The following is a 23013-nucleotide window of genomic DNA, read 5'->3' as shown; positions in this document are numbered from 1 at the left end:
CGCATATCCCGTCCAAGAAGCAAACCCGAAGGGTGCAGCTGATTGGGTAAAGGGATAGCGCGTGAGGATGTCCCAAGAACGCGAGCCGTAAGGTGAAGCGCGATTGGCAGACATCTACCGCGGTGTCGTTTAAACTGCTGCAAGGCAGGAGGCGGCACAAGACGCGCGTATGTTTCGCCATCCCTAAAATGTTCTTGTCTTCTGTATAGTTTTGAGGGTGCAACAGCATCCGAAACAATATCCAGTGGCGATAGCTGAGTGGTTCCACCTGTTCCCATCCCGAACACAGTCGTTAAGCACTCATACGTCGAAAGTACTTGGTTGGAGACGACCTGGGAGGATAGAAAGCTGCTGGTTGATGACGCACCCGAAAGGGTGCGTTTTTGCTGTCCGATTTATGGTATAATAAAAAAGTCATGGATGTAGATTGTTTGCAAGCGGATGGGATTTGCGTTCTTTGACGGACCAGAGGGCTTGTCAAGGCGCTTTGCCCGATATGAGGGGAGGTTTTGTCATGCCGTGCAGATATTGCGGCGGTGAGATTGGAGCAGACGGCAGCTGCCTTTCGTGTGGTGAAAGCGAGAGATCCGGCGTGCGTGTTTTGTCCAAGGAGGAGAAAATCGTCTATGATGGCCTGACCGTGGAAGAGGCGGAGGATACGAGAAGCGGAGCGGAAGATATATGGTACGGGCAGCAGGGGGAACGGAGGGGCTTCCATCGAAAGGTAGTCTATGGCACGCCGCTTCGTTTTTATCGCTCAAGCTGGCTGTCGCGTTTTGTCGGTTCGCTCCTTTTGTCGGTAATTTTGCTGCTTCTTTTCGTTATTGTTTTTCCCCTGGCGCTTATCCTTGCGGCTGTGGGCATTGTCGTTTGGATTGTGCTTGAGTTTCTGCGGCGGCGGTAGGGAATCATCTCAGCAAAGGCATAGAGGGGAACGCAAGAAGTCGTCGCTGCGCCCTGCTATGTCGCTGAGACAGATGCTTCGAAGCTCTGTCGCGCGTATATCGCAGGCAAGCATATTCTGCAGGGGAGACCGTTCCTGCAGCGGGCGTTTCATGTCGGCGGAATGAAGGAAACCGCTCGTTTTGGACACGAGGGGAAGCGTTCCCTTTTCCTTGATTTCGTGCAGCAGGCTCCTTCCTTCGCTGTTGAAGGCGAGAATGCGCGCGTAAAGCGGTCCGCATGCATCGAAGCTGCGAATATCCTGCCGGCGCAGATGCAGCAATACATAGATGAGCAGGCGCTGTATGCGGCTTGCCGGATAGCGACGGCTTTTGCTTTCGGAAATCAGCTCGTCGAGGTTTCGGCTATGAGCTGCGGCCTTCCAAAGCCTGTTTTCCAGACCTTCGTTTATGTTGTAAATCCCTTCCAGAGCCTTTGCATCGAGAGTGGAAAGGCAGGTCAGGAGCGGACGAAAGAGCAGACTGGCCTGCGGCAGGGCATGGTTTTTCCATGCCTTGAGCAAAGCGTTGAGGCTGGCGGGAGGCAAGACACTGGATAAAAGTGCCTCGCGCGGCGCGGGTTGGCTGAACTCTCGTCGAATGGCGCCGGCACTCGAGCAGGGAGCGTGCAGCTCGTTGTCGTGGTAGGCGGCGCCGCTTCTTTTGCAGGGAAGCGGCCGGATGTGTGCGGCCAGATGTTTCAGGCTGCGGATGTATTCAAGTGCGAGGATGTTGTTCGGCTTTTTGAAACAGGCTTCTTCCAAGCCTGTTTTTTCTGTCAGGGCATGGCTCAGGGCAGCGGCATAAGATTTTCCCTGTCGGATCTGTCGGTGAAGGGCTTCTTGTACATCAGGGGAATCGATGCACTGCGCCGCCTGCGCGAGGAGGGAGCCGTCACTTTCCGTACCGAAGGCGAGACCGTCGGCGACACCGAGGCGCGAGAGAAGCTGGACGCCGCCGCGGGCGAAGTCCTGTGCACTGCGGACGGCAAAGACGGCGGGCAGCTCGAGCACGAGCGATGCACCGCCGAGGACGGCATGGGAGGCGCGCTGCCATTTGTCGAGGATGGCGGGGCAGCCGCGCTGTGTGAAACTGCCGCTCATAAGAACGATGATGCGCGCTTGGGGGTATCGGGCGCGTATGGTTTCAATCTGATGGATATGTCCGTTGTGAAATGGATTGTATTCTGCGATGATGCCGACGGTGTTCAAAAAATCAGCTCCTCGTAAAAGTCTCTCTCCAGTATATCACGGAACTATTGTTTAGGAGGCATGGAATGAAAAAGAAAGCTGCGGTGGCGATGAGCGGCGGTGTGGACAGTTCGCTTTGCGCTGCGCTGCTCAAGGAGCAAGGCTATGAGGTCATCGGCATAACGATGCGGCTTTCGGATGAAAGCCGTGAAACCGATGGTCTTTCAACGGCTGCCGTTGATGCAAAACGAGTGGCGGATTTCCTTGGCATCGAACATGAAACGGCGGATTTTCGCGAGCTTTTCGGCAGGCGGGTCGTCGACTGCTTCCTTGATGAGTACCTTGCAGGGCGCACGCCCAATCCCTGTGTGATCTGCAACCGATTCCTGAAATTTGGGGCGCTGTTCGCTCTCGCACGCGAACGGGGAGCGGATTTTATCGCCACGGGGCATTACGCGCGAGTTGAAGAGGAGGCGGACGGCAGCTTTGCCATAAAGAAGGGGCGCGACGAAAGAAAGGATCAATCCTATGTCCTCTATCGTCTGCCGCGCGAAGTACTGCCGCATATACTCTTTCCCTTGGGCGAGCAGGCCAAGACTGAAACGCGCGCGCTTGCAGAAACGCTTGGCCTGCCTGTGGCGCATAAGACGGAAAGCCAGGAAATCTGCTTTGTCCCGGGGGACGACTACAAGGCCTATTTGATGCGGCATCGTCCGGATTGCTTCTCGCCGGGAGAGATTGTCGACGCTGCGGGAAATGTCCTCGGGCAGCATGCGGGCCTTCCCTTTTATACGATCGGACAGCGCAGAGGGCTGGGCATAGCTGCGCCCCATCCCCTTTATGTAGCTGCTCTCGACAGGGAGAACAACCGCGTCATTGTGGCGGAGAATGCTGCCGTTTATGCGTCTGCTCTTTTGGCTGAAGATGTAAACTGGCTGATTGCGCCCCCTGCCGTACCGCTTTCTGTCCGGGCCAAGATCCGCTATGGCAGCCGTGAGGCGGAGGCTCGCGTGACGCCCCTGGCGTCCGGCCGCATTGAGGTGACCTTTGCCGAGGCGCAGCGAGCCGTTACCCCGGGACAGTCCGTGGTCTTTTATGCAGGCGAGCGGCTTCTGGGCGGTGCTACAATCCGTAGGAGTCTATAAGAAAAAAAGCGCTATATTTTGTAGAATCGCAGGATTTTTCTTGCGAAAACTTCCTCTCTGCTGCATAATAAGAAAGGGAGTTTATGGCTGCGCAGGAGGAGGAAAATGTATGGCGGTATTTTCACGGCAGAGACGGATCCGTCTGTTTCTGGCAATATTTTTGTTGCTGTCTGCGGCATTGGGCTGCGGCGCATGGTATTTTTTCCATTATACAAAAACACCGGAATATGCAATACAAAAGATTCAGGACTCGTTTGAAAAGCATGACTGGCAGATGTTCCAGAAGTATGTGGATATGGACGCCCTGCTCGACAGTTCGTCAGAAACGCTGATCCAGGCTTTGATCGATACGGATCGGCCGATGTCGGGAGACGCCAAGGCGGCTATGAGCGGCTTCGTGCAGATGTTCAAGGCGCCGTTGGCCTTGACGCTGCGGGGCGAGGTGCAGCGTTATGTCGAAAACGGGGAGTGGAGGGAGACGTCCGCGGATGCGGCAGACGCGAAGGAGCCTCTGAACCTTGATGCGGTGCTTACACGCTTGGGGCTTAAGGCCATTCATTTTCGCAAGATTGACTATGTTGCAGCGGACAAGGCGGCGGGCACGGCGCGGGCCGGCGTGCGCATCTATCAGGCGGATGCCGGGGAGGAATTTGTTTTTGAGATGAAGCTCACGCAGGGAGCAGACAAGGTTTGGCGCGTGACGGAAATACAGAATCTCCATGAGTTCATCGCTATGATTGCCAAGGCGCACGACGCTGTTCTCGAATCCTACATCGAGAAATCGCGTGCGATCATGGAGGGTCATGGGAAGAACGTGCAGGAGATCGAGCAGGAAGTCAGCAGCACCCTGCAGCGAGGCTCTCTGGGCAGTGAGGAAACGCGCAAGGCATTGAAAACCATCATGCTAGACAAGATGGCGGCGGATTGGATGGCGCGCAAGGAGGAACTTTCTGCGCTTGCCGTGCCGCCGATGGCGGAAACGCTGCATCGTCTGCGCCTGCGCATTTGCGATCTGCGCATTGCCTATGCGCTCGGCTATGCCGCTTGGATGGATGACAAGAAGGTGACGACGATTCGCGATGCGGAAACGAAACTCAAGCAGGCGACGACGCTCGAACATGAGGCGGCCGCAATCGCGCGCCATATGACGGGGGAGCAGGCAAGCGCGCCGCCCCTACCGCGAACATCGCAGGAGCAGTCTGAGGAAGCGAAAGCAGGAAGCGCGGAAGAAAAAAAATAAGAGAAGAAGATGCCGCAGGGAAAATCGGTTCCCCTGCGGCATTTTTTCTTTTGTCAACCGATAAATTTTAAAGGTTGACGAAAGACGAGGCTTTGCCTATAATGAGGAAGTGTGCCGTATATTGGAGGTGCTGGTATGGCGAAGATCCTCTGTTTGGCTCGTATGATGGCAGCCCTGCGCCTTGAGGCGTACGAAGGGGCGGCGGTGGCAAAAATCCTTTGGTGCTCACGGCTGGAAGCCGGGGAAAGGCAAGGCGTGCGTTGCTTCAGGCGCGGGGCGAGCTTCCTGCAGGTGGACTGCGTAGGGGCGGAAGATGTGGGCGCGATCCGGGTGCGCCTCGTCTTGGGAAAAGGATACCGTGCGCCTGCGGGAGCGTCTGTGCGGGATGGGGCAAAACGGGCCGGACGGCGGAAAAAGACAGGGGTCATGCCGGACCATGGCGAAACATGGCGTGCCTTTTCACGCGAGGAGATCCTTGCCTTTGTGGAGGCGGTCGGCGATGAGAATTCACTCCATCGCCAAGCGGTTCCCATTGTGCCGGGGCTGCTGCTTTTATCCGCCATACTGGATCGGTTTCCTGAGATACGGTCGCTTGAGATGAGGTTCTTCCATCCGCTTTATGCAGGGGAAGCAGTGACGCTTTTTCCTGTGGAAAAGGGAATGCTCGGCATGGCGGATGGGGAAGAGATATTCTTGTGCCGTGCGGTGCAAGGGGATGATGCTGCCGCGATAGCCGGACGGCAAAAAAATGAGGGATGAAAAGTGAAGCAAAAAGAATCGATGTCCGTACAAAAATTGACGAAAATGGCTCTTTGCGTGGCGCTTTGCTGTGTCGCGTCCTATATTTCCATACCACTGCCTTTTACGACAGCGATGATTACGGCTCTGACGCTGGCCATGAACTTGACGGCGTTTCTGTTCACGCCGAAGGAGACGTTTATCGTTCTGCTTGCCTACACGCTTCTTGGTTGTATCGGCCTGCCCGTCTTTGTCGGCGGCAGTTCGGGCTTTGGCAAGGTGTTCGGCTCGACGGGGGGCTTCATTCTCGCCTTTATCGTCGCCTATCCCGTGGTCAGCTGGCTCAAGGGCAAGGGAAATTCTTTCCAGCGCTATGTACTGGCGGCTGTTTTTGCAGGAATTCCCATCACCTATATCGGCGGTCTGACGTCCATGATGCTGGTGCTGGATGTGGGGCTTTGGGAGGCCATGGTCATGGCGGTGTTTCCGTTCATTCCCGGCGATATATTGAAAGCGGCTGCTGCCGCATTTCTTGGCGTGAAGCTCAACAAGGCTTTCGGCTCGTCAGCAAGATGAAAAACGTCTATGTACTCGGCGGCTTGCGGACTCCTTTGGTGAAGCATGGGGGGCGCTTTCGCCGCCTGCCGCCCGAGGTTTTTGCGGCGGAGCTTTTGCGCGCATTGCTGCGGCAATATGGCGCGGAGCCGGATGCCTTCTTTTGCGGCAATGCGGTGGGAACGGGCGGCAATATCGCACGCCTTGCGGCGCTTTTGGCGGGCATGGGGGAAGATGTGCCCGCCGTGACGCTGGACATGCAGTGCGCTTCTGCGGCAGCGGCCGTGGACTTCGCATTCTCACGCATCGCAAGCGGGCAGGGGCATTTCTATATCGCAGGCGGCATGGAAAGCCGTTCGCTGCAGCCTGTGCGCCGCTATGCCGAAGAGGACGCGCGGCGCTCTCTTTTGCCGCACGGCGAGTATATGACGGCGCAGTTTTCCCCGCAGGAAACGGCAGGCGATGCGATGCTGCAGGGGGCGGAGCGGACGGCGCAGGAGATTGGCGCGACGAGGGACGAGCTCGAGGCATGGGCCTTGAAGAGCCATGCGCGGGCGGCAGCGGCAAGACGAGAGGGACGCTTGGCAGGCGTCGTCCTGCCCATTGAAGGCTGGGACAGCGACGACGGCATACGCGAAAGCATGAACGCCGCATTTCTGCGCCGCTTGCCGCCGCTCCTCGGCGAAGGCGGCTTGACGACGGCAGGGACGGCCTGCAAGACGAATGACGGCGCGGCGCTCGTGAGCCTTTGTTCGGAAGCGTATCTGGCAAAGACGGGGCAAAAGCCGGCAGCGCGCATCGCGGCAGTGGAAATGGCAGGCGGCGATCCGCTTCGCAGTCCCTACGGGGCGATGCGGGCGGCCGACGCCCTTTTGGCGCGTCTCGGGCTTTCTTATGAGGATATGGCGGCAATCGAGTTCAACGAAGCCTTTGCGGTCATCGATGTTCTCTTTGCACGGCGCTTCCCGGCGCTTCTCGGGCGCTACAACATGTTCGGCGGCGCATTGGCTTATGGGCATCCCTATGGTGCATCGGGCGCTGTGCTTCTGCTGCATCTCATGGAAGCTGTCAAAGCGCAGGGCGGCGGTTATGGTCTTATGGCCATAGCAGGCGCCGGCGGTGTTGGCGAGGCGATTTTGCTGGAGGCTTGAGATGGACTATTTTATGCTGTTGGCGGACAGGGCGGCTTCCTTGCAGGGGAAGCCCTTTCTTTATGTGGATGAAGAACCGTATTCCTATGCCGCTTTTCTGGCCATAACAGAGAAAAAAGCGCAGGAGCTGCTGCGTCTTGCAGGGGAGGACGGCATAAGCGGCGATGTGCTCGTCCTGGCGGATTCCTTTTTGGCGCAGGCCGTGCTTTTCTTTGCCGTGCAAAAAATCGGTGCGCGTCCGATTCTTCTGCACCATGGATTGACGGCGGAGGAAGTCGAGGCGATTGCCGGGGAAAATGCTTTGGGGTTATGGGTCAGAGAACATGGGGGGAAGCCGGAAATCCAAAGATTTTCGCGTCCGTCGGACAGCCGCGAAACGGAGGATTGTCTCGGCGTTCTGAGCTCAGGGTCGACGGGCGTGCCCAAGGTGATGCACCGCACATTTGAAAGCTGGGCAGGATTCTTTCCTGTGCAGAACAAGATCTTCCGCGTAAAAGAAGACAGCGTCCTTTTCCTGCATGGCAGCCTGAGCTTTACGGGCAATATGAATACATTTCTTGCGGTGCTGTTTGCAGGCGGAACCGTTTGCACGAGCAGGCGCACGGCGGTGAAATCCTGGCTGTCCCTGTTGGGGCGGGGTGCGATCGATGTCGTCTACCTCGTCCCGGCGAAGCTGCGCCTTTTGATGGAAGCCCTTGCGGCAAATGGAGGCAAACTTCCCGCGGTAAAATCCCTTTTTGCAGGCTCCCAGCTCATTTCTGCGCCGCTTTTGGCACTCTTGCGGGAAAAACTGCCGAATGCCCGAATCCTTCTCTATTACGGCGCGAGCGAACTGAACTATATCACCTATGCGGACTGCACGGACGGCGTGCGTGATGAACGCAATCTCGGCAGACCGTTTCCGGGTGTGGAGCTGTCCTTTCGTGACGGCACGATTTATGTCGGGACGCGCTTTCATGTGAGCGGCCTCGCGATGCCTTTCACTCTGCACGACAAAGGGTATCCCAATGCACGCGGTGAGCTGATCTTCGAGGGACGGGCGCAGGCATGGGTCAATAAGGGCGGCTATAAGGTCAGCCTGGAGCGCTTGGAACTTAAGATCAAGGGCGTTGCCGGCGTGCGTGACGCCGCCGTGCTCGGCGTGGAGGATGAGGCGCGCGGTGCAGAAATCGCGGCTTTTGTAGTACGTGAAGAAAGCGTTTCTGAAGTCGAGCTGCGAAGGCGCATACGGCACGCCTTGGAACCGATTGAAATGCCGCGCAGCCTGCTCTTTTGCGGCGTCATTCCACTGAACGACAGAGGCAAGACGGCAACGCGCATCTTGCTGGAGAAATGGGAAAAAGTGCGGAGCGAAGGACAGCCGCCGGCATAAATCCCGCAATGCCAAGATTTCATGGAAATCAAGCCTCAAATATGTTAGAATATACAGGATTGAAGCGAGAAAACCGCCCATGGCTTGATATGTTGGCGGGAATTTATGATATTGTGAGGTTTTTCTTTTGATGACATTTGACTCAAGTACAGAAACGGTGGCGGTGCTCTACGATATCGAGAACGCTCCTTTTGAAATGCTTGATTTTACCCTGGGCAAAGCTCAGAAATTTTTTCCCTGCCGCATGATCGTGGTTTCGGATTGGGAGAAGCACCCGGAGCAGAAACGGTGGAACCGCTTGATGACGCGCAAGGGCTTCACCTTTCGCCAGATTGATCGCAAGGTTGACGGCAAGAATTCGCTCGACTACGCGCTTTTTGATATGGCGAAGATTCTGCGCGACGAGGGTGTGCGCCGTTTCCTCATTGTGACGACGGATTCGGATTTCATCAATATTGCCAAGATGCTGCGCGAGAGCGAAACGCCGTGCCACATCATCGGCGTTGGGACGGAGCAGGCGAGCCAGCTGCTGCGTGATGCTTACGATGAATTTTATTGCTACCCGCCTGTGAAGAAGAAAAAGGCAAAGGGCAAGAAGAAGGAGCAGGAACAAGAAAAGGACGGCGGCAAAACGGAAAAGAAGCAGCAGAAGAAGGGGCAGGAGGCTCCTTTGCAGAAGGCGGAAAAGGAGCCTCCTGCAGGCAAGAATTATTTGCAGGTTCGTTTGCCGAAATCCCTTTTTGACAAGCTGCAGAAAAAGAAGCGGCACGAAAATGTCGATCTGGATCAGCTCGTGACGTATCTCCTGATGCGCGGACTGAGCGAATGATGAGGAGATAGACGAATGAAGAAGCCGGAAGAGAAAGTGCTGCTCTACCAATTCAGTGAAGAAAAGGCGGCAGACATCAAGGCGGCTCTGCGCAGGCTGGGAATCCAGGCAGCCGTATTGGAGCAAAGCGCGTGGAACGAACGCGTGGGATTCCTGCTCGGGATCAAGGGCTTTTCCAAGGGAACGGCTGCGGGGGAGCCTGTGGACTTTTCCCATGAGGCGGCGATTTTCCACAATATCAAGAACAAGCGTCTTGACCAGGTGCTGCAGGCATTGAAGGATGCCGGCGTCGGGCATGTGCAGTTCAAGGCCGTGACGACGCCGTTCAATCTCCATTGGACGCTTTGCCGCCTTTGCCGGACGATCTATAAGGAACATGCCTATATGATGGAAAAGGACGAGATGAAGGAATGAAAAACGACGATCTCGATAAGACGCAGCTCCTGCCAAGAGACGGAGGCGGACAAAGACGGAACCGGCTCGATGATACGCAGGAGCTGCCCCCTCTGGGCGATGTGCCCGAGCCGTCCCGTTTCCGCCGGAGCGGTGTGCGGGAATTGCCTCCGCGCACGGAGGGCAGAAGAGAGCAGAGGCAAGGGGATTGGCAGGGAAGGCAGAAGGAGCAGGGCGGCAGGCAGCGGAAAAAGATCCGTGGGGTCTTGATTTTTGCTGCTTGCTTTGCATTTGCGCTTTTCTGCGGCTTTTTGCTTTCCAATGCACTTCGCAGCCATGAACAGGAGCTGGAAGACAGCCGCCGCGAAGCGCAGCAGATGCAGATGCGCCAGCAGGAGCTTTCCGAGCAGGAGACGGCGCTGAAGAAACAGAAGACGAGCCTGGCGGAGCAGAAGAAGGCTTTGGAAGAGAAGGAACGCGAGCTGGAAAAGAAAGCAGAGCGCGCTTCCGGGCGCAATGAACGCATATCCCAAGAGAAGAGCGGCTCCGTTGTCGGCGATTTCGTGGATAAGGTTACAGGCAAGGAGCAAGAGCGCCAAAGAGAAAGCGAAAAAAATGCTTCCGAAGCAAATCGGGCGCAGACAGACATCGCTTCGGTCAAGCAGTCCATACAGGATGCGCAGGCGCTTCTTGAGGAAGTGGACAATCAGCTGGACAATATCCATGAGATGAAAACGCAGGCGGACAAACTCAAACTGGCTGCGGAAACCGCTTACAGCGAGAACGAGGACACGATCCACCGTGTGCTGGCGCATCTTGGCGAAGGGATTGATGTCTTGCGCAGCTTGCTGCGGTAAGACCTTATTTTATCTTGGGAAGAAGGGATGACTTTGAAAAAGTTTTTTGCTCTGCTGCTTCTGCCGCTTGTTTTTCTGGCGGCGGGATGCGGCACGGAAAGCAAGCAGGGAAACAATGCGGAACTGGGCTCTTTGACCATCGGGCTTATGCCGGATACGGATTCGCTGCCGTTTATCATCGCGCAGGAAAAGGGCTATTTTGCGGAAGAGGGGCTGAAGGTTGAGCTCCGGCAGTTCAAGAGCGCCATGGACCGTGATTCCGCCCTGCAAAGCGGCAACCTTGACGGCGCTGTTTCCGATATGCTGGCTGTGGCTTTTGCCAAAGACGGCGGTTTTGACGTCAAGGTGACCTCCATGACGGACGGCAGCTACAAGCTGATCGCCGCTCCCGGTGAGGACAAGGTTTCCGTACAGGCGCTTTCCGGCAAGGAAGTGGCGGTTTCGCGCAATACGATCATCGAATATGTGACGGATCATATACTGGCGAGCAGCGGCATGGCAGACGATGCCGTTGAAAAAGTCGTCATTCCGCAGATCCCGACACGTCTTGAGATGCTGCAGACAGGCAAACTGGCGGCGGCGACACTGCCGGAGCCGATGGCGGGCATCGCCGTGCACAATGGCTGCCGCTTTGTCGCAGGTTCGGATGAACTCGGCATCAATCCCGGCGTCATCCTTTTTACGGGAAAAGCAGCGGAAGACAAGGCGCAGGAAATCAAAGCGATGTATCGCGCCTACAACAAGGCCGTCGAATATCTGAACCATGCAGATCGCTCCGAATACATCGATATGGTCGTGGAAAAGGGCGGTTTTCCTCCTGCGGCAAAAGAAGCATGGATGCTTCCGGCATACCATCCGGCTTCCCTGCCCAAGGAAAGCGATGTCACGGACTGCATTGCGTGGCTGAAAAACAAGGCGCTTATAAAAACGGCTTATGGGTATAACGACGTCGTACTCGACCTTCTTGCGCCATGACCTCTTCGATGATCGAAGTGCGGGGACTTTCCTATGCCTATCCGACAGAGCAGGGGAAGATCCGTGTGCTCGAGGGCATCGATATGCTCGTGGCACGCGGTGAGGTTTGTGCTGTCATAGGCCCCTCCGGCTGCGGCAAATCGACGCTCCTGAAAATCGTGGCAGGGATTCTGGGCGGCTATGAAGGATGCGTGACAATCGATGGGGAACCCGTGCGCCCGGCCGTGCAGCGCATAGGCTTTATGCCGCAGAATTATGGCCTGCTCCCGTGGAAAACGGTGCGCGAAAATATTGAGCTGGGCATTCGGATCCGTCGCGGGGAACCGGATGCGGGGAAGGTAAAGCGTCTGATGCAGCGGCTTGGCATTGCAGAATTGGGCGGGCGTTATCCGCATGAGCTTTCGGGCGGGCAGCAGCAGCGTGTGGGACTTGCCCGCGCCTTTTTGCTGCAGCCCGATATACTCTTGATGGACGAGCCGTTTTCCGCACTGGATGCCATTACGCGGGAGGAGATGCAGGAAGTGTTCCTCTCGCTTTGGCAGGAACAGCATCTGACGACGATTCTCGTCACGCATTATGTCGAGGAGGCGCTTTATCTCGGGCAAAGGATCCTCATCCTCTCGAGCCGTCCCGGACGGATAGCCGAAACCATCGACAATCCGCTTTTCGGCCGGGCGGACAGCCGTCAGGAAGCGGCGTTTTTCCGCATGGGCGGTTATCTGCGGCAGAGCATTAAAAAGGACTGGGGCAAGGCATGAAAAAAAACATCATCGTCTATCCGGCGGCGGCCACCGTGCTCTTTGCTGTATGGTGGCTTCTCTCGGCTCTCCTGCGCCTGCCTATTGTGCCTTCGCCCGTCAGCGTGGCGCTTTGCCTGCAGCAGATCTTCCTCCAGTCGATCGCCGTCCATGCGCTTTACAGCCTTGCCCGCATAGCCTTGGGGCTTGCCCTTGCCGTCGCCGTTGGGTATCCGCTCGGTATTTTTATGGGCTATGTGCCGCGGCTTGACCGCATGTTTGCGCCCTTCGTTTATTTGCTCTATCCCGTGCCGAAAATCGCTCTTTTGCCGATCCTGATGCTGCTGGCCGGTGTGGGGGAGCTGTCAAAGACGATGATGATCTTCCTCATCATCGTCTTTCAAGTCGTGATTGCCGTGCGTGATGCTGTGCGCGCCATTCCGCGGGAGACGTATTTTCCTCTTTTTTCGCTGGGAGCGTCCTCCTGGGCTATTTTCCGGCATGTCCTTTGGCCGGCGTCCCTGCCCAAATTCATTACGGCGGTGCGCGTGGCCATGGCCACGGCGATTTCCGTGCTTTTTTTCACGGAAACCTTCGGGGCGCAGTACGGCTTGGGCTATTTCATCATGGATGCCTGGCTCAGGGTCAATTACCTCGAGATGTATGCCGGGATTGTCGTCTTGAGCATTCTGGGGCTGCTGCTCTTTTCGTTTCTCGATTTTTTGGAGACTCGTGCCTGCCGTTGGCAATATAAATAAGGCTTTTGATTCTTATATGAAAGGGCAACAGTCCTAAAAATTGACATATTTCCTATCCCTGACGACAAGATTGTATGACTTGTTGTATAATGAAATATATATTAGAATATATTTTTTCAATAGTGGGGATGGGGAATATGCCAATCAAGAACACAATGGAAGAGTTCGTCAGGCAAAGCATGGATGAAGTTTTCCGCATGTACCCGGAAAGCTGCTCTTGTGAGAAGTGCAGGGAGGACATCATGGCGCTGGCGCTGAATCACTTGCCTCCCAAATACGTTTCCACACACAGGGGCGATATTTTTGCCAGGATATCCACGATGGACCCGGTTGACAAAGCTTTCATCATCCAGGAGATCGCCAAAGCGATACAGATTGTCAACCAGAGCCCGAGGCATTAAAAGATATGAGATTTCTGCAAGGGCGGCGCACAATGTCCACTTCGTGGACGCTTGCGCCGCCCTTAAAGCTTGTTTCACAGACGGCTCAGTAAAAATCTACAGCATCTGGCTCTGCATGGACTCTCCGGACGGCACGAGCGCCATCAACCGTTATGACTTGGAAGAGCATCAGGAAATGCTGCGGAATAAGCTGCCGCCGGAAATGATTGCGCAGATGTCGAAGTTTACACTGGAAAGGGTCAAAGAACTTGGCAAGATGCACAGCCTGCTTTGAATGAACCTGAACAACTACCGCATAGTAAAATGCCCCGTCGATCTTCCGACGGGGCATTTTCACGCAGCGGCGCTGCGTCAACAACCCGGAGCAGACAACTCGGCACGCTGCAATCATGGATAGGCCGTTGGCGATGGAACATGTCCGATAAATTACAGGAAAGGGCCAATGTCTGGCGAAAATAAGCAGTCGGTGTTATAATGAGCGTAAAGAATGCTCTTGAACTGCACGCATAGACGTCCGCTTTGCGGACATTGTGCGCCGCCTTTACATGACAAGGAGAAAACACGATGCAGGAGAATCCGGCGCTTCTCTACCAAAATCCTACCTACGATCAACATGCAAAGCGGCTGCTTTCTCAAAAAGTCATCATGGCGCGGCTCCTCAAGCGAACCGTGCCGGAGTTTCAAGATGCCGCAATCGATGATATCGCCGAAAAATATATCGAGGGAACACCGCAGATCAGCGAGATTCCCATCGACCGTGACACGACGAATGCTGCAAGAAACGGCATACATTCGCCCAAAGAGATCCTAGGAGACGCCACGGAGAGCGTCGGCATCACGGAAGGCCGGATTCGTTTTGACATCCTCTTTCACGCACGCGCACCAAAATCGGGCGAGCTCATCACTCTGATCATCAACGTCGAGGCACAGCGGACGCAGCGCAGATCAAAACTGGGATACGCAATCTTACGTCGGGCAGTCTACTATGCGAGCCGTTTGATTTCCTCACAGAAGGAAACGGAATTCACCGGTTCCTCGTACGACGAAATAAAAAAGGTTTACAGTATCTGGCTCTGCATGGACTCTCCGGACGGCACGAGCGCCATCAACCGTTATGACTTGGAAGAGCATCACATCCTGAACGGCCATAAAGAAAATCGCGCCGACTACGACCTGATGAGCATCATCACAATCTACCTCGGAGATGAACGTCAGCGAAAGGAAGATTGGCTCATCCGCTTCCTGCGGCTTTTATTCAAGGATACGAAGATGCCGGCGGCAGAGAAGAAGCAGCTGCTGAAAGATGAATTCGATATGGATACGAATATAGATATGGAAGAGGAGTTGAGAACGATGTGTAATCTGAGTACAGGCATATATGAGCAGGGCATAGAGAAGGGCATGGAACGTGGACGTGCCGAGGGCATGGAACGTGGACGTGCCGAGGGCATGGAACGTGGACGTGCCGAGGGCATGGAACGTGGACGTGAGGAAGGGAAGGCCGACATTGTCGTAGAAATGCTGCGGAATAAGCTGCCGCCGGAAATGATTGCGCAGATGTCGAAGTTTTCACTGGAAAGGGTCAAAGAACTTGGCAAGATGCACAGCCTGCTTTGAATGAACCTGAACAACTACCGCATAGTAAAATGCCCCGTCGATCTTCCGACGGGGCATTTTCACGCAGCGACGTTGCCGATGGCAGGAGCGCGATCAGCGGCCTTTTCCTGCCTCGGTGATCGCCGGCATATTCGTCTCCGGCGACCGGGTGAGATATGTCACAAGGATTTTGTCGATGCGCGCACGATCCATATCGACGATCTCGAAGCGAAAATCACCCCAGCGGCAAGTTTCCGCTTCTTTGGGGATATAGCCGAAGTAGGAAGTCAAGAAGCCGCCCATCGTTTGGAAATGTGCTTTGTCCTCATCGGGCAGCGGTTCGTCGATATCGAATTTTTCCTTGAAGTCGTCTATGGAAAAAAGACCGTCCATGTACCATGAATCTTCACCGCGTGGAATCATCTGCGGCATGTCGGGCTCGTCGGCACTGAAAGAATCGCCGATGATTTCGCTGACAATGTCACTGAGCGTCAGGAAGCCGATGACGCCGCCATACTCATCGAGAACGACTGCTTCATGCATCCCTGTTTCACGGAACTTTTCAAGAACGCGGAAAGTTTCCATGGAACGCGGCACAAACATGGGCTGGCGCACGAAAGAGGCGAGGTCGAGATCTTTTTTTTCCAGGCTGGCATTGAGGAGATCCTTGGCATAGAGGATCCCGCAGAAATCGTCCAGGCTGCCGCGTCCGACAGGGATGACGGTATCGGGGTTTTTGAGGATGAGATTTAAATTGTGCTCGGGCGCGTCCTCCAGATCAAGCCAAAACATCTGGGTGCGCGGCGTCATCAAGGCATAGGCTGTTTGGTCGCTCATGTGAAAGATATTGTCCACCATGGCCTGCTCCGTTTTCTCGAAAGTGCCTTCCTCGGTGCCCTGCTCGATCAGATCCTTGACTTCGTCTTCTGTGACGATATCCGGTTTGTCAGGGTTGACGCCGATAAAGAGGAGGATGACCTTTGCGGAACCGGAGAGGCAGGAAACGGCAGGGCGCATGGAGCGTTCGAGGCGCGTCAGCCAGGATGCAAAGCGAATCAGGCATCTTTCCGGATCCTGCAAGGCGATCTTCTTCGGCAAAAATTCCCCGAGGAGAAGGCTGATATAAGCAATCACAGCGGTACTTGCGACGGCTGCAGCGAGATGGGAGTAGGGCAGAAAAGAAATGGCTTCCGCTAATATCGGAGCCACAGCGCCGCCGATCAGGAGACCGATGAGAATACTGGTGAACGTGATGCCGACCTGTACGACGGAAAGGAGCTTTTCCGGGTCATCCAGTATTTTCAGGGCATCGTCCGCATGTTTCCCTTCCTCGTCCGCCAGTCTTTCCAAACGGCTTTTATGGCTCTCTGTTATGGCCGTTTCAGAGAGGGCGAAAAAGCTGCTGGCAAAGATGAGAAAGGCAATCGTGATGATGAATATCGGTAATTCAGGGTTGTCCAAGAGATGAGCACATCCTTTTCAAAAACGAAAATGTTCATATTGCTATTATAGCATAGTGTGGCAAATCATATCCATATTCCTCGTATGCAGGCTTCGGGAACTGTTCCTGCGGCATGGTGAAAGGGCTGCAGGCCGACACATCCGTATCGGTCTGCAGCCCTTTCGTCGGTTCTTATTCTTTTTCTGCGAAGCGGTAGGTCTGCCGATCCTCAGTTACAATGCGTTGATTGCTTTGGGAGAGAAATCCTTCCATGAGTTTTTCACGGAGCGTATAGTAATGATCTGCCTTGCCGCCGGCTTTTGTCCAGAAGGGACCGTGTACGTCGAGCCGAAGTTCCCAGGTAAAGTTCGCCTCGGAAGAATCCGTCACCATGCAGGCGCCGTCACACGGCATGCCGTCGAGCAGGAGTTCGTCCAGTGCACTGTAGAGCGCACGGGGGGAAGTCTCCTTCGGAGCATGGGCTGCGCCGACAGCGAAAGCTGTATTCTTGATTTCTGCAAAGCGAGCCGCATCTTCTTTGAGCAGATGGGTGACAAGCTTTGCATAACGGGTTTCTGCATCCTCGATTTGCCTCAGAAGCCAGCCGTGGATATTCGAAAGGTCGATGATATCCTCCAACGGACGCGGCTCTTCTTTCCCATAGGCTGCCGCTTCTTCTTCGGTCAGCCAAGCGTGCTCTGCGGCTAAAGCGGCGACAGCTTTCGTCAGGTCTTCCTGTGCCCGGATCTTCCGGTACATGCGAAAATGAATCGGTGCTAAAAATGCGCTCATAAGGCGATCCCTCCATAAAAATCTTGAACGAACGAGTTTATTATACAATGACAGCGGTAAAAATGTTGTACCAATCCTTACAAGCGGGAAGATTTTCGCCTCCCTATGCAAAGCAGGAATGACCTGATGAGGAGGCGAATTAAACAGAAGGGAGGTGATGGCAGGATGAGAATCCTTGTTGATGCGGATGCATGTCCCGTAGTGGAGGAGATCGAGGAAGTGGCGCAGAAGTTTCTTGTTCCTGTCATTCTTCTTTGTGATACGAGCCATATCCTGCATTCTGAATACGCTGAAGTGAAGATCGTCGGCAGGGGAGCCGAAGCTGTGGATGTCGCACTCATCAACCTTTGCCGCGCCGGAGATATCGTGGTCACTCAGGATTACGGCGTGGCAGCCATGGCGCTGGGAAAACGTGCCTATGCCATGAACCAGGATGGCTGGCAATATACGGACAGGAACATCGACAGGCTTTTGATGAAACGCTATGCGCATAAAAAGCCGCATCGCATCCTGCGCAAAAAGCATTGGAAAGGTCCGCGCAAACGAGTAAAAAGCGATGATGTGCAGTTTCAGGAAAAATTTGAGACGCTTGTGCTGCAGTGCCTGGAAATGGAAGCGCAGGAAAAGGGTGCGGGAGAGCCGGGAAATGCGGCGCCGATATAATTTCAAGGTATATGTTCAGCCGTCACGCGAAACGGCATGGGTTCTTTCATTGCAGGTTCGGACTTGATATGGGAGGGGGTGCTGCACGAGTAGCAGCGTTGTGTTTTGGTTCAGTGGATGGTCAGAACAGGAGGTTTTTATGAGAAACAGGATTCGGAAATTCATCGGCGGCTTTTTCGCTGCAGCTTGGATCGCCTTGCTGCCGCTGCCCGCGTGCGCGGACGCCGTCATTCTGCACACGAACGATGTGCATTGCGGCGTCGCTAAGAACATCCATATAGCTGCCGTCACGCAGTACAAGCATGATTTGCAGAAGGAGAATCCGGCGGTCATCCTCGTCGATGCAGGCGATGCGCTGCAGGGGGAGCCTCTCGGCAGCCTCTCGCGCGGCGCGGCAATCATCCGCATCATGAACAGCGCGGACTACGATTTTGTCATTCCCGGCAACCATGAATACGATTTCGGCATGGATCGCTTCCTTGAGCTTGCATCGAAGCTCAAGTGCGGCTACTACAGCTGCAACTTCATCGACAAGAGGACGAATAAGCCGGTGCTCAAGACGCATAAGATCGTCACGCTCGATGGCAAGAAGATCGCACTCATCGGTGTGACTACGCCGGAAACGCTCATTTCGTCTTTGACGAAGGAATTTCAGGATGAGAAGGGGAAATTCATCTACGGATTCCTTGAAGATGAGGACGGCTCGAAGCTTTATGCCGGAATTCAAAAGACTGTCGATACCGCTCGCGCGGAAGGTGCAGAGTACGTCGTACTCGTCACCCATCTGGGGACGACAGATGCCATTCCCGTCTGGTCCAGCGGTGCGGTGGCGGCGCATACGAACGGCATCGACGTCATCATCGACGGACATTCGCATGAGCAGTACACGCGCATCGACAAGAACAAGGACGGGAAAGACGTCCTCGTCGAGCAAACGGGTACGAAGCTTGCTCGTGTCGGCAAAATCACCATCCACGATGACGGTACGATCACGGGCGAGCTCGTCAAAGGGCTGACGGCGGTCGATGCGAAGGTGAAACGCATTGTCGATAAAGAGCTCGCGCAGGTGGACGCACAGCTCTCCAAGCCTGTCGGCACGACGACCGTTGATCTCGTGACGGACGTCGACGGCGAGTACCGCGTGCGCAGCGGCGAAACGAATCTCGGCGATTTCGTTGCAGATGCATTCCGCGCTTCCGTTCATGCCGATGTGGCGCTCGTCAACGGCGGCGGCTTTCGTGATCCCATTTCTGCCGGAAAGGTGACATACAAGACGCTTGCAGCGCTGTTTCCCTTTACGAACAATCTTGTCGTGCGCAGCGTTACGGGACAGCAGCTTCTCGATGCGCTCGAAATGGGCGCTGCAAATTGCCCGGAGGATTCCGGCGGTTTCTTCCATGTTTCGGGAATCACCTACACCATTGACACGCGCGTGCCGTCTTCGGTGGTTCGGAATGAACAGGGCGGTTTTGTTCGTGTCGAAGGCGCTTATCGTGTCAAAGATGTGATGGTCGACGGTGTGCCGCTCGATCTGATGGAGGACTACAAGGTCGTCAGCAATTCCTATATCATGCGCAACAGCGGCAACGGCATGACGATGTTCGAAGGTTCGCCGCTTCTGCAAGACACGGCATTTTCCGATATCGATGCCATCGCTTATTACATCAAGGATCAGGGCGGCATCGTCGGCAAGGGTTATGAAAATCCTTCGGGTGCAGGACGCATCACGATCCTCAAGCCTTGAAGCGGGAAACCTGCCGTGTGAAATGTGCAGTTTGAAGGGAGCGATGACGGATGAAACGGAAGATCCTTGCAGGCCTCATGGCGGCGCTCGTATTCGGCGGGGTTCCTGCTGTGCAGGCCGCGACAGCAGGGAAGAATGAAATCTCTATAGCAGAGATAAAACAGATGGATGGATTCTATAGAGAGAGTACGCAGGCAGAGCACCTCCCCTGGCTGACCGTAGAAGACCGCCGCTGGTGCGTGCGTGCGGACGGGCGCATCATCTGTTGGGGGAGCTATCCTGAGATCCGGGCAGAGGGAGATGCCCGCCCTGCCCTGCAGAAGGCGCTTCTTCATTGGAGCCTTGCACAGAAGCAGCAGCATGATGCCTATGCCGCGAAGATGGAGAAGAGCGACGGCACACAGATGAAATTCGCCCCCTGCTATGAATATACAGTGGTCGATCGTTGGGGGCGGGTCGATGATACGATCGTCAGTTTTGTCCTGCGCTATGGGTACTTTCGCGACGGAGAGCACCTGCAGTATTCTCCTCTTGTGACGGAAAACATCCATGCGGCAACGGGGGAAAAGTTTTCCCTTGATGAGATCGTCGTGGGGCGTGACAGCCTCCTCGCGGCTCTCGCCTCTGTCTTCCGCGCGCAGTATCCGAATGATGAACAGTACCTCTTTGCAAAGGACGTTGACAAGGCGCTGGCAAAGTACCATAAAGTTGAAAACTGGCAGAAGTCGTTTAACTGGATGCTTGATGCAAATAATGACCTCGTTGTATTCTACAATCCCGGCGATCTCGTCCCGTATGCTGCCGGCAGTTTCGCGCTGCGGGTGCGGCGCGATGCGTTTCCCGCAGTCTTTCGCGCGGTTCACGGCTGAGGCATGGACACTGCCGTATTTTGCTTGGCGGCAAATGCAAGAAAAATATAGAAACTGTCAAAAAGCTGTCAAAAATTAAAAAGTGTACGAAAAAGGCTTCCGGGCGAAATGCTCGGAAGCCTTGTGTTTTTTATGGTGCCGAAGGCCGGAATTGAACCGGCGCGTAGGGAACTACGCTTGATTGATAGTATCGAAATTTGTACACAGGCACAGAGCCGGCTGAGACGATGCCCCGAAGGACACTGCTGCGGCGGTGTCCTTTTTTTATGCAAGACGCGAAACTTGCTGAAAAAGATTGCATCCCACAATTAGAACGCATCCAGCTTCAGAGGTTGACTGCACCTTTTCTTCGGCATTGAGGCGTGAAGTCAATCCCAATCGATCTCATCCATGCGAACCGCGCTGCCGTTCTCGAAATCCGCGCGGGAGCTTTCCAATTCGGCACGTTCCGTCGGTGTGAGTTTCGTGAAATCAGGATCCCATGCAAGAACGAGTTTTCGCATGAAGGCGAGGGCGAAGTCCTGATCGACCTCCGGCAGAAAATTATAAAGACGCAGCATTTCTTTTTCGTTGGCAGTCATGTCATAGCCTCCTTATTTGTAGATGTCACCACGAGAACCGATATTGAGGATGCGAAGGACATCCGATACGACTTCATAGATGATACGGTACTTCCCAACCCGCAGACGGTATGCGTGAGGATTCCATCCTTGCAGTGTCTTTATATCACCGATGGGCGGCTGCTGGATCAAGCCGAGGATTCCTGCTTTGATTCGTTCGCGCGTGGGGCGGTCGGTGGATTGGAGGAATTTTAGCGCGGAGCGTGAAAATTCAATGTTCATAGGTCACTCCTTTCGGCGCTTGACAGGCGGTTACACAACATCGCTCTGGAAAGCGACGGCTTTGCCCATGATGATGCACTCGTCACAGGTTTTTGCAGAGCAGATGATCGGGGCGTATTTCGGGTTTTCGGCTTGCAAGACCAGAGAGTCGTTTTTTTTGTAAATCCGTTTCAGCGTTGCTTCGCCGTCGATCAACACGGCGGCGATCTCGCCGTTTTCTACGTCGGGCTGTTTATGGATAAAAATGATGTCGCCGTCATTGATACGCGCGCCGATCATGCTGTCGCCCTTGATTTTTAGACAGAAATCCGCACGAACACCTTTCGTTCTTTCGCGATGCCCGTCAAAGTTCTCCTCCGCGTAAATTGGCACGTCCGCCGCGATGGTGCCAAGCAGGGGGACTTTTTTTGTTTTGAGCGGGAATATGTTTGGGATGGAGGAAAGGTCAGCCACTGAATCTTTTTTCCACCCCATTAGCTCAGCAGGAGTTGTCTGCAAGATTTTTGCAAGAGGCTCCAACACTGTTGCTGGTAGATTTTCGATATCATCACTTTCATAACGATAGACGGTTGCTCGATTTTTCCCGAGCTTTTCAGCAACATCATCAACGGATAGGTCTAATTTCTTTCTATATTCTCGTATTCGACTGCCTATAGTCATAGTGGACACCTCCTGCTATTGATCGTATCATTTTTTTCGCAGATATGCAATATTTTCGCGTTTATTGCGAAAAACATCTTGACATCAGAGCAAGGATGTCGTATTTCATCTCCACATATCGCATATATGCGATATGTGGAGATGATCCTATGGTAAACATAAACAAGTTACGGGGGCGTATGGTTGAGCATAAAGTTAATGCCGATCAGATGACGTCTCTACTTGGTATCGATCGCGCTACGTTCTGTCGTAACTAAGCGGTTTTATAGAATGGGAAAATGTAGAAGCTGTCAAAATAAAAATACATATAAAAAAGGCTTCCGGGCGAAATGCTCGGAAGCCTTGTGTTTTTTATGGTGCCGAAGGCCGGACTTGAACCGGCACGTAGGGAACTACGCTTGATTTTGAGTCAAGTGCGTCTGCCAATTCCGCCACTTCGGCATGAAATTTGTCAACAAAGGGATGATACCATCATCATGAGCGTTTGTCAAGCCTGCCAATGCGTTTTCCGCGAGTGAGGCCAAACGTTCTGTACATACGTCCACACGCGTATCATCGCAGTTTTTTTGACGAAGAATATGGGAAAAGACGCGTATAATGAAAGCAGATGATGTGCCGGATGAGAAAAGGAAATGACGTGATGTGATGATTGCCGGAAAAGTGATGCGGTATGGGAGGTGCGGATCATGAGTAAGATGATGAAGAAGGCGGAAAAGAAGACTGTGGAGGAAAGGCGGAGGCTTGCCGAGTATGAAGGATCGGCTGTTGTTTTTGCCGCAACGCTCGTTTCCTATGGCAGGACGAAGCTGAGGGCGCAGAGGCCGCAGCCGACCATATTGCTGCGGGATCTGGCCACGTCTTTTGGGATGAATGTTTGCCGGCATATTTGGACGAAGCTCGATGATTTTTGCAATTACGAGGAATTTTCCGAGATGCTCAAGCCGGGGTCGCATCTGGTGTTTTCTGCCGTTCCTTATCGTTACTTTCAGGAGGGGCAGGGCGGCAAGGTGCGCTGCATGAAGTATGGGATCAGCGGGATAAGGATCCTTAAGGTGAAGGGGGTGGAACTGCCGCAGGCTTCCTGACGGAATGATTGTGCCGTACAGCCTGTTTTACAGGCTTGC

At 54.4% G+C, this 23013-nt stretch carries 26 protein-coding genes, 1 tRNA gene and 1 rRNA gene; 21 read left to right on the top strand and 7 right to left on the bottom strand.

What is annotated here, in order from left to right; genetic code table 11:
- Window positions 1–240: 240 nt before the first annotated feature.
- Window positions 241–357, top strand: a 5S ribosomal RNA gene (gene rrf, locus ACRTGH_RS12240).
- 157 nt (window positions 358–514) lie between these two features.
- Window positions 515–904 (top strand): hypothetical protein, encoded by a 390-nt coding sequence (locus tag ACRTGH_RS12235; RefSeq protein ID WP_368845772.1) that lies wholly within the window; start codon window positions 515–517, stop codon window positions 902–904.
- Between the two features lie 9 nt (window positions 905–913).
- Here the strand turns inward: ACRTGH_RS12235 and ACRTGH_RS12230 are convergent, their stop codons facing one another.
- Window positions 914–2152 carry a tRNA(Met) cytidine acetate ligase gene (locus ACRTGH_RS12230; protein WP_368845773.1) on the bottom strand — a complete coding sequence of 413 codons (1239 nt, stop codon included), beginning with the start codon at window positions 2150–2152 and terminating at the stop codon, window positions 914–916.
- A 65-nt stretch (window positions 2153–2217) separates the two neighbouring features.
- On the opposite strand from ACRTGH_RS12230, the gene mnmA reads away from it, so the two are divergent.
- The 15 genes from mnmA (at window position 2218) to ACRTGH_RS12155 (ending at window position 14899) form a co-directional block, all read left to right on the top strand.
- A complete protein-coding gene (mnmA, locus tag ACRTGH_RS12225; protein ID WP_368845774.1) occupies window positions 2218–3276 on the top strand; it encodes a tRNA 2-thiouridine(34) synthase MnmA in 1059 nt (352 codons plus the stop codon).
- Between the two features lie 109 nt (window positions 3277–3385).
- Window positions 3386–4516 carry a hypothetical protein gene (locus tag ACRTGH_RS12220; protein WP_368845775.1) on the top strand — a complete coding sequence of 377 codons (1131 nt, stop codon included), beginning with the start codon at window positions 3386–3388 and terminating at the stop codon, window positions 4514–4516.
- 135 nt (window positions 4517–4651) lie between these two features.
- Window positions 4652–5275, top strand: a complete 624-nt coding sequence (locus tag ACRTGH_RS12215) for a hypothetical protein (RefSeq protein ID WP_368845776.1) — start codon at window positions 4652–4654, stop codon at window positions 5273–5275.
- 3 nt (window positions 5276–5278) lie between these two features.
- A complete protein-coding gene (locus tag ACRTGH_RS12210; RefSeq protein ID WP_368845777.1) occupies window positions 5279–5830 on the top strand; it encodes a biotin transporter BioY in 552 nt (183 codons plus the stop codon).
- Window positions 5827–6960: a thiolase family protein gene (locus ACRTGH_RS12205; RefSeq protein ID WP_368845778.1), complete on the top strand. Its 1134-nt coding sequence runs from the start codon at window positions 5827–5829 to the stop codon at window positions 6958–6960. The genes ACRTGH_RS12210 and ACRTGH_RS12205 overlap by 4 nt, the downstream gene beginning before the upstream one ends.
- A gap of 1 nt (window position 6961) precedes the next feature.
- Entirely contained in the window at window positions 6962–8332 is a 1371-nt protein-coding gene (locus ACRTGH_RS12200) for an AMP-binding protein (protein ID WP_368845779.1), read from the top strand.
- A gap of 130 nt (window positions 8333–8462) precedes the next feature.
- Window positions 8463–9161 carry an NYN domain-containing protein gene (locus tag ACRTGH_RS12195; RefSeq protein WP_368846210.1) on the top strand — a complete coding sequence of 233 codons (699 nt, stop codon included), beginning with the start codon at window positions 8463–8465 and terminating at the stop codon, window positions 9159–9161.
- Between the two features lie 15 nt (window positions 9162–9176).
- Entirely contained in the window at window positions 9177–9575 is a 399-nt protein-coding gene (locus ACRTGH_RS12190; RefSeq protein ID WP_368845780.1) for a DUF3783 domain-containing protein, read from the top strand.
- Entirely contained in the window at window positions 9572–10411 is an 840-nt protein-coding gene (locus ACRTGH_RS12185) for a hypothetical protein (RefSeq protein WP_368845781.1), read from the top strand. Before ACRTGH_RS12190 ends, ACRTGH_RS12185 begins: the two co-directional genes overlap by 4 nt.
- A gap of 33 nt (window positions 10412–10444) precedes the next feature.
- A complete protein-coding gene (locus ACRTGH_RS12180) occupies window positions 10445–11386 on the top strand; it encodes an ABC transporter substrate-binding protein (RefSeq protein WP_368845782.1) in 942 nt (313 codons plus the stop codon).
- Between the two features lie 8 nt (window positions 11387–11394).
- On the top strand, window positions 11395–12144 hold the full coding sequence (locus tag ACRTGH_RS12175; protein ID WP_368845783.1) for an ABC transporter ATP-binding protein: 750 nt from the start codon (window positions 11395–11397) through the stop codon (window positions 12142–12144).
- Window positions 12141–12881, top strand: a complete 741-nt coding sequence (locus ACRTGH_RS12170) for an ABC transporter permease (RefSeq protein WP_368845784.1) — start codon at window positions 12141–12143, stop codon at window positions 12879–12881. Before ACRTGH_RS12175 ends, ACRTGH_RS12170 begins: the two co-directional genes overlap by 4 nt.
- Window positions 12882–13018: 137 nt before the next feature.
- Entirely contained in the window at window positions 13019–13282 is a 264-nt protein-coding gene (locus tag ACRTGH_RS12165) for a late competence development ComFB family protein (RefSeq protein ID WP_368845785.1), read from the top strand.
- On the top strand, window positions 13257–13556 hold the full coding sequence (locus tag ACRTGH_RS12160; RefSeq protein ID WP_438474898.1) for a hypothetical protein: 300 nt from the start codon (window positions 13257–13259) through the stop codon (window positions 13554–13556). Before ACRTGH_RS12165 ends, ACRTGH_RS12160 begins: the two co-directional genes overlap by 26 nt.
- A gap of 290 nt (window positions 13557–13846) precedes the next feature.
- On the top strand, window positions 13847–14899 hold the full coding sequence (locus ACRTGH_RS12155) for a nuclease (protein WP_368845786.1): 1053 nt from the start codon (window positions 13847–13849) through the stop codon (window positions 14897–14899).
- Window positions 14900–14992: 93 nt separating this feature from the next.
- Here ACRTGH_RS12155 and ACRTGH_RS12150 read toward each other — a convergent pair whose 3' ends face one another.
- Window positions 14993–16339 (bottom strand): hemolysin family protein, encoded by a 1347-nt coding sequence (locus tag ACRTGH_RS12150; RefSeq protein ID WP_368845787.1) that lies wholly within the window; start codon window positions 16337–16339, stop codon window positions 14993–14995.
- Window positions 16340–16511: 172 nt separating this feature from the next.
- Window positions 16512–17111, bottom strand: coding sequence for a hypothetical protein (locus tag ACRTGH_RS12145; protein WP_368845788.1), 600 nt, complete (start codon window positions 17109–17111; stop codon window positions 16512–16514).
- A gap of 165 nt (window positions 17112–17276) precedes the next feature.
- On the opposite strand from ACRTGH_RS12145, the gene ACRTGH_RS12140 reads away from it, so the two are divergent.
- From ACRTGH_RS12140 to ACRTGH_RS12130, 3 genes are all read left to right on the top strand, one after another.
- Window positions 17277–17774, top strand: coding sequence for a YaiI/YqxD family protein (locus ACRTGH_RS12140; RefSeq protein WP_368845789.1), 498 nt, complete (start codon window positions 17277–17279; stop codon window positions 17772–17774).
- A 139-nt stretch (window positions 17775–17913) separates the two neighbouring features.
- Window positions 17914–19518 carry a bifunctional metallophosphatase/5'-nucleotidase gene (locus ACRTGH_RS12135; protein WP_368845790.1) on the top strand — a complete coding sequence of 535 codons (1605 nt, stop codon included), beginning with the start codon at window positions 17914–17916 and terminating at the stop codon, window positions 19516–19518.
- 50 nt (window positions 19519–19568) lie between these two features.
- Window positions 19569–20387: a DUF3298 domain-containing protein gene (locus tag ACRTGH_RS12130; RefSeq protein WP_368845791.1), complete on the top strand. Its 819-nt coding sequence runs from the start codon at window positions 19569–19571 to the stop codon at window positions 20385–20387.
- 368 nt (window positions 20388–20755) lie between these two features.
- Here ACRTGH_RS12130 and ACRTGH_RS12125 read toward each other — a convergent pair whose 3' ends face one another.
- The 4 genes from ACRTGH_RS12125 to ACRTGH_RS12110 all read right to left on the bottom strand — a co-directional run bounded on the left by ACRTGH_RS12125 (window position 20756) and on the right by ACRTGH_RS12110 (window position 22330).
- Window positions 20756–20968, bottom strand: coding sequence for a hypothetical protein (locus ACRTGH_RS12125; protein ID WP_368845792.1), 213 nt, complete (start codon window positions 20966–20968; stop codon window positions 20756–20758).
- 12 nt (window positions 20969–20980) lie between these two features.
- On the bottom strand, window positions 20981–21229 hold the full coding sequence (locus ACRTGH_RS12120) for a type II toxin-antitoxin system RelE family toxin (RefSeq protein ID WP_368845793.1): 249 nt from the start codon (window positions 21227–21229) through the stop codon (window positions 20981–20983).
- A gap of 30 nt (window positions 21230–21259) precedes the next feature.
- On the bottom strand, window positions 21260–21889 hold the full coding sequence (locus tag ACRTGH_RS12115; RefSeq protein WP_368845794.1) for a LexA family protein: 630 nt from the start codon (window positions 21887–21889) through the stop codon (window positions 21260–21262).
- 354 nt (window positions 21890–22243) lie between these two features.
- Window positions 22244–22330, bottom strand: a tRNA-Leu gene (locus ACRTGH_RS12110).
- Between the two features lie 245 nt (window positions 22331–22575).
- Here ACRTGH_RS12110 and ACRTGH_RS12105 point away from each other — a divergent pair.
- Window positions 22576–22974, top strand: coding sequence for a hypothetical protein (locus ACRTGH_RS12105; RefSeq protein WP_368845795.1), 399 nt, complete (start codon window positions 22576–22578; stop codon window positions 22972–22974).
- Window positions 22975–23013: the final 39 nt, after the last annotated feature.

The sequence above is a fragment of the Selenomonas oralis genome (assembly GCF_051603425.1).
Lineage (GTDB): Bacteria > Bacillota > Negativicutes > Selenomonadales > Selenomonadaceae > Selenomonas > Selenomonas sputigena_A.
The sequence above is the reverse complement of the archived record's forward strand: the minus strand, read 5'-3'. Positions and strand labels throughout refer to the sequence as shown.

What these genes read in the sequence shown, in the direction of transcription:
- ACRTGH_RS12235 (WP_368845772.1), top strand. Translation starts at nt 515, where the DNA reads ATGCCGTGCAGATATTGCGGCGGTGAGATTGGAGCAGACGGCAGCTGC.
- mnmA (WP_368845774.1), top strand. Translation starts at nt 2,218, where the DNA reads ATGAAAAAGAAAGCTGCGGTGGCGATGAGCGGCGGTGTGGACAGTTCG.
- ACRTGH_RS12220 (WP_368845775.1), top strand. Translation starts at nt 3,386, where the DNA reads ATGGCGGTATTTTCACGGCAGAGACGGATCCGTCTGTTTCTGGCAATA.
- ACRTGH_RS12215 (WP_368845776.1), top strand. Translation starts at nt 4,652, where the DNA reads ATGGCGAAGATCCTCTGTTTGGCTCGTATGATGGCAGCCCTGCGCCTT.
- ACRTGH_RS12205 (WP_368845778.1), top strand. Translation starts at nt 5,827, where the DNA reads ATGAAAAACGTCTATGTACTCGGCGGCTTGCGGACTCCTTTGGTGAAG.
- ACRTGH_RS12200 (WP_368845779.1), top strand. Translation starts at nt 6,962, where the DNA reads ATGGACTATTTTATGCTGTTGGCGGACAGGGCGGCTTCCTTGCAGGGG.
- ACRTGH_RS12195 (WP_368846210.1), top strand. Translation starts at nt 8,463, where the DNA reads ATGACATTTGACTCAAGTACAGAAACGGTGGCGGTGCTCTACGATATC.
- ACRTGH_RS12190 (WP_368845780.1), top strand. Translation starts at nt 9,177, where the DNA reads ATGAAGAAGCCGGAAGAGAAAGTGCTGCTCTACCAATTCAGTGAAGAA.
- ACRTGH_RS12185 (WP_368845781.1), top strand. Translation starts at nt 9,572, where the DNA reads ATGAAAAACGACGATCTCGATAAGACGCAGCTCCTGCCAAGAGACGGA.
- ACRTGH_RS12175 (WP_368845783.1), top strand. Translation starts at nt 11,395, where the DNA reads ATGATCGAAGTGCGGGGACTTTCCTATGCCTATCCGACAGAGCAGGGG.
- ACRTGH_RS12170 (WP_368845784.1), top strand. Translation starts at nt 12,141, where the DNA reads ATGAAAAAAAACATCATCGTCTATCCGGCGGCGGCCACCGTGCTCTTT.
- ACRTGH_RS12165 (WP_368845785.1), top strand. Translation starts at nt 13,019, where the DNA reads ATGCCAATCAAGAACACAATGGAAGAGTTCGTCAGGCAAAGCATGGAT.
- ACRTGH_RS12155 (WP_368845786.1), top strand. Translation starts at nt 13,847, where the DNA reads ATGCAGGAGAATCCGGCGCTTCTCTACCAAAATCCTACCTACGATCAA.
- ACRTGH_RS12145 (WP_368845788.1), bottom strand. Translation starts at nt 17,111, where the DNA reads ATGAGCGCATTTTTAGCACCGATTCATTTTCGCATGTACCGGAAGATC.
- ACRTGH_RS12140 (WP_368845789.1), top strand. Translation starts at nt 17,277, where the DNA reads ATGAGAATCCTTGTTGATGCGGATGCATGTCCCGTAGTGGAGGAGATC.
- ACRTGH_RS12135 (WP_368845790.1), top strand. Translation starts at nt 17,914, where the DNA reads ATGAGAAACAGGATTCGGAAATTCATCGGCGGCTTTTTCGCTGCAGCT.
- ACRTGH_RS12130 (WP_368845791.1), top strand. Translation starts at nt 19,569, where the DNA reads ATGAAACGGAAGATCCTTGCAGGCCTCATGGCGGCGCTCGTATTCGGC.
- ACRTGH_RS12125 (WP_368845792.1), bottom strand. Translation starts at nt 20,968, where the DNA reads ATGACTGCCAACGAAAAAGAAATGCTGCGTCTTTATAATTTTCTGCCG.
- ACRTGH_RS12120 (WP_368845793.1), bottom strand. Translation starts at nt 21,229, where the DNA reads ATGAACATTGAATTTTCACGCTCCGCGCTAAAATTCCTCCAATCCACC.
- ACRTGH_RS12115 (WP_368845794.1), bottom strand. Translation starts at nt 21,889, where the DNA reads ATGACTATAGGCAGTCGAATACGAGAATATAGAAAGAAATTAGACCTA.
- ACRTGH_RS12105 (WP_368845795.1), top strand. Translation starts at nt 22,576, where the DNA reads ATGAGTAAGATGATGAAGAAGGCGGAAAAGAAGACTGTGGAGGAAAGG.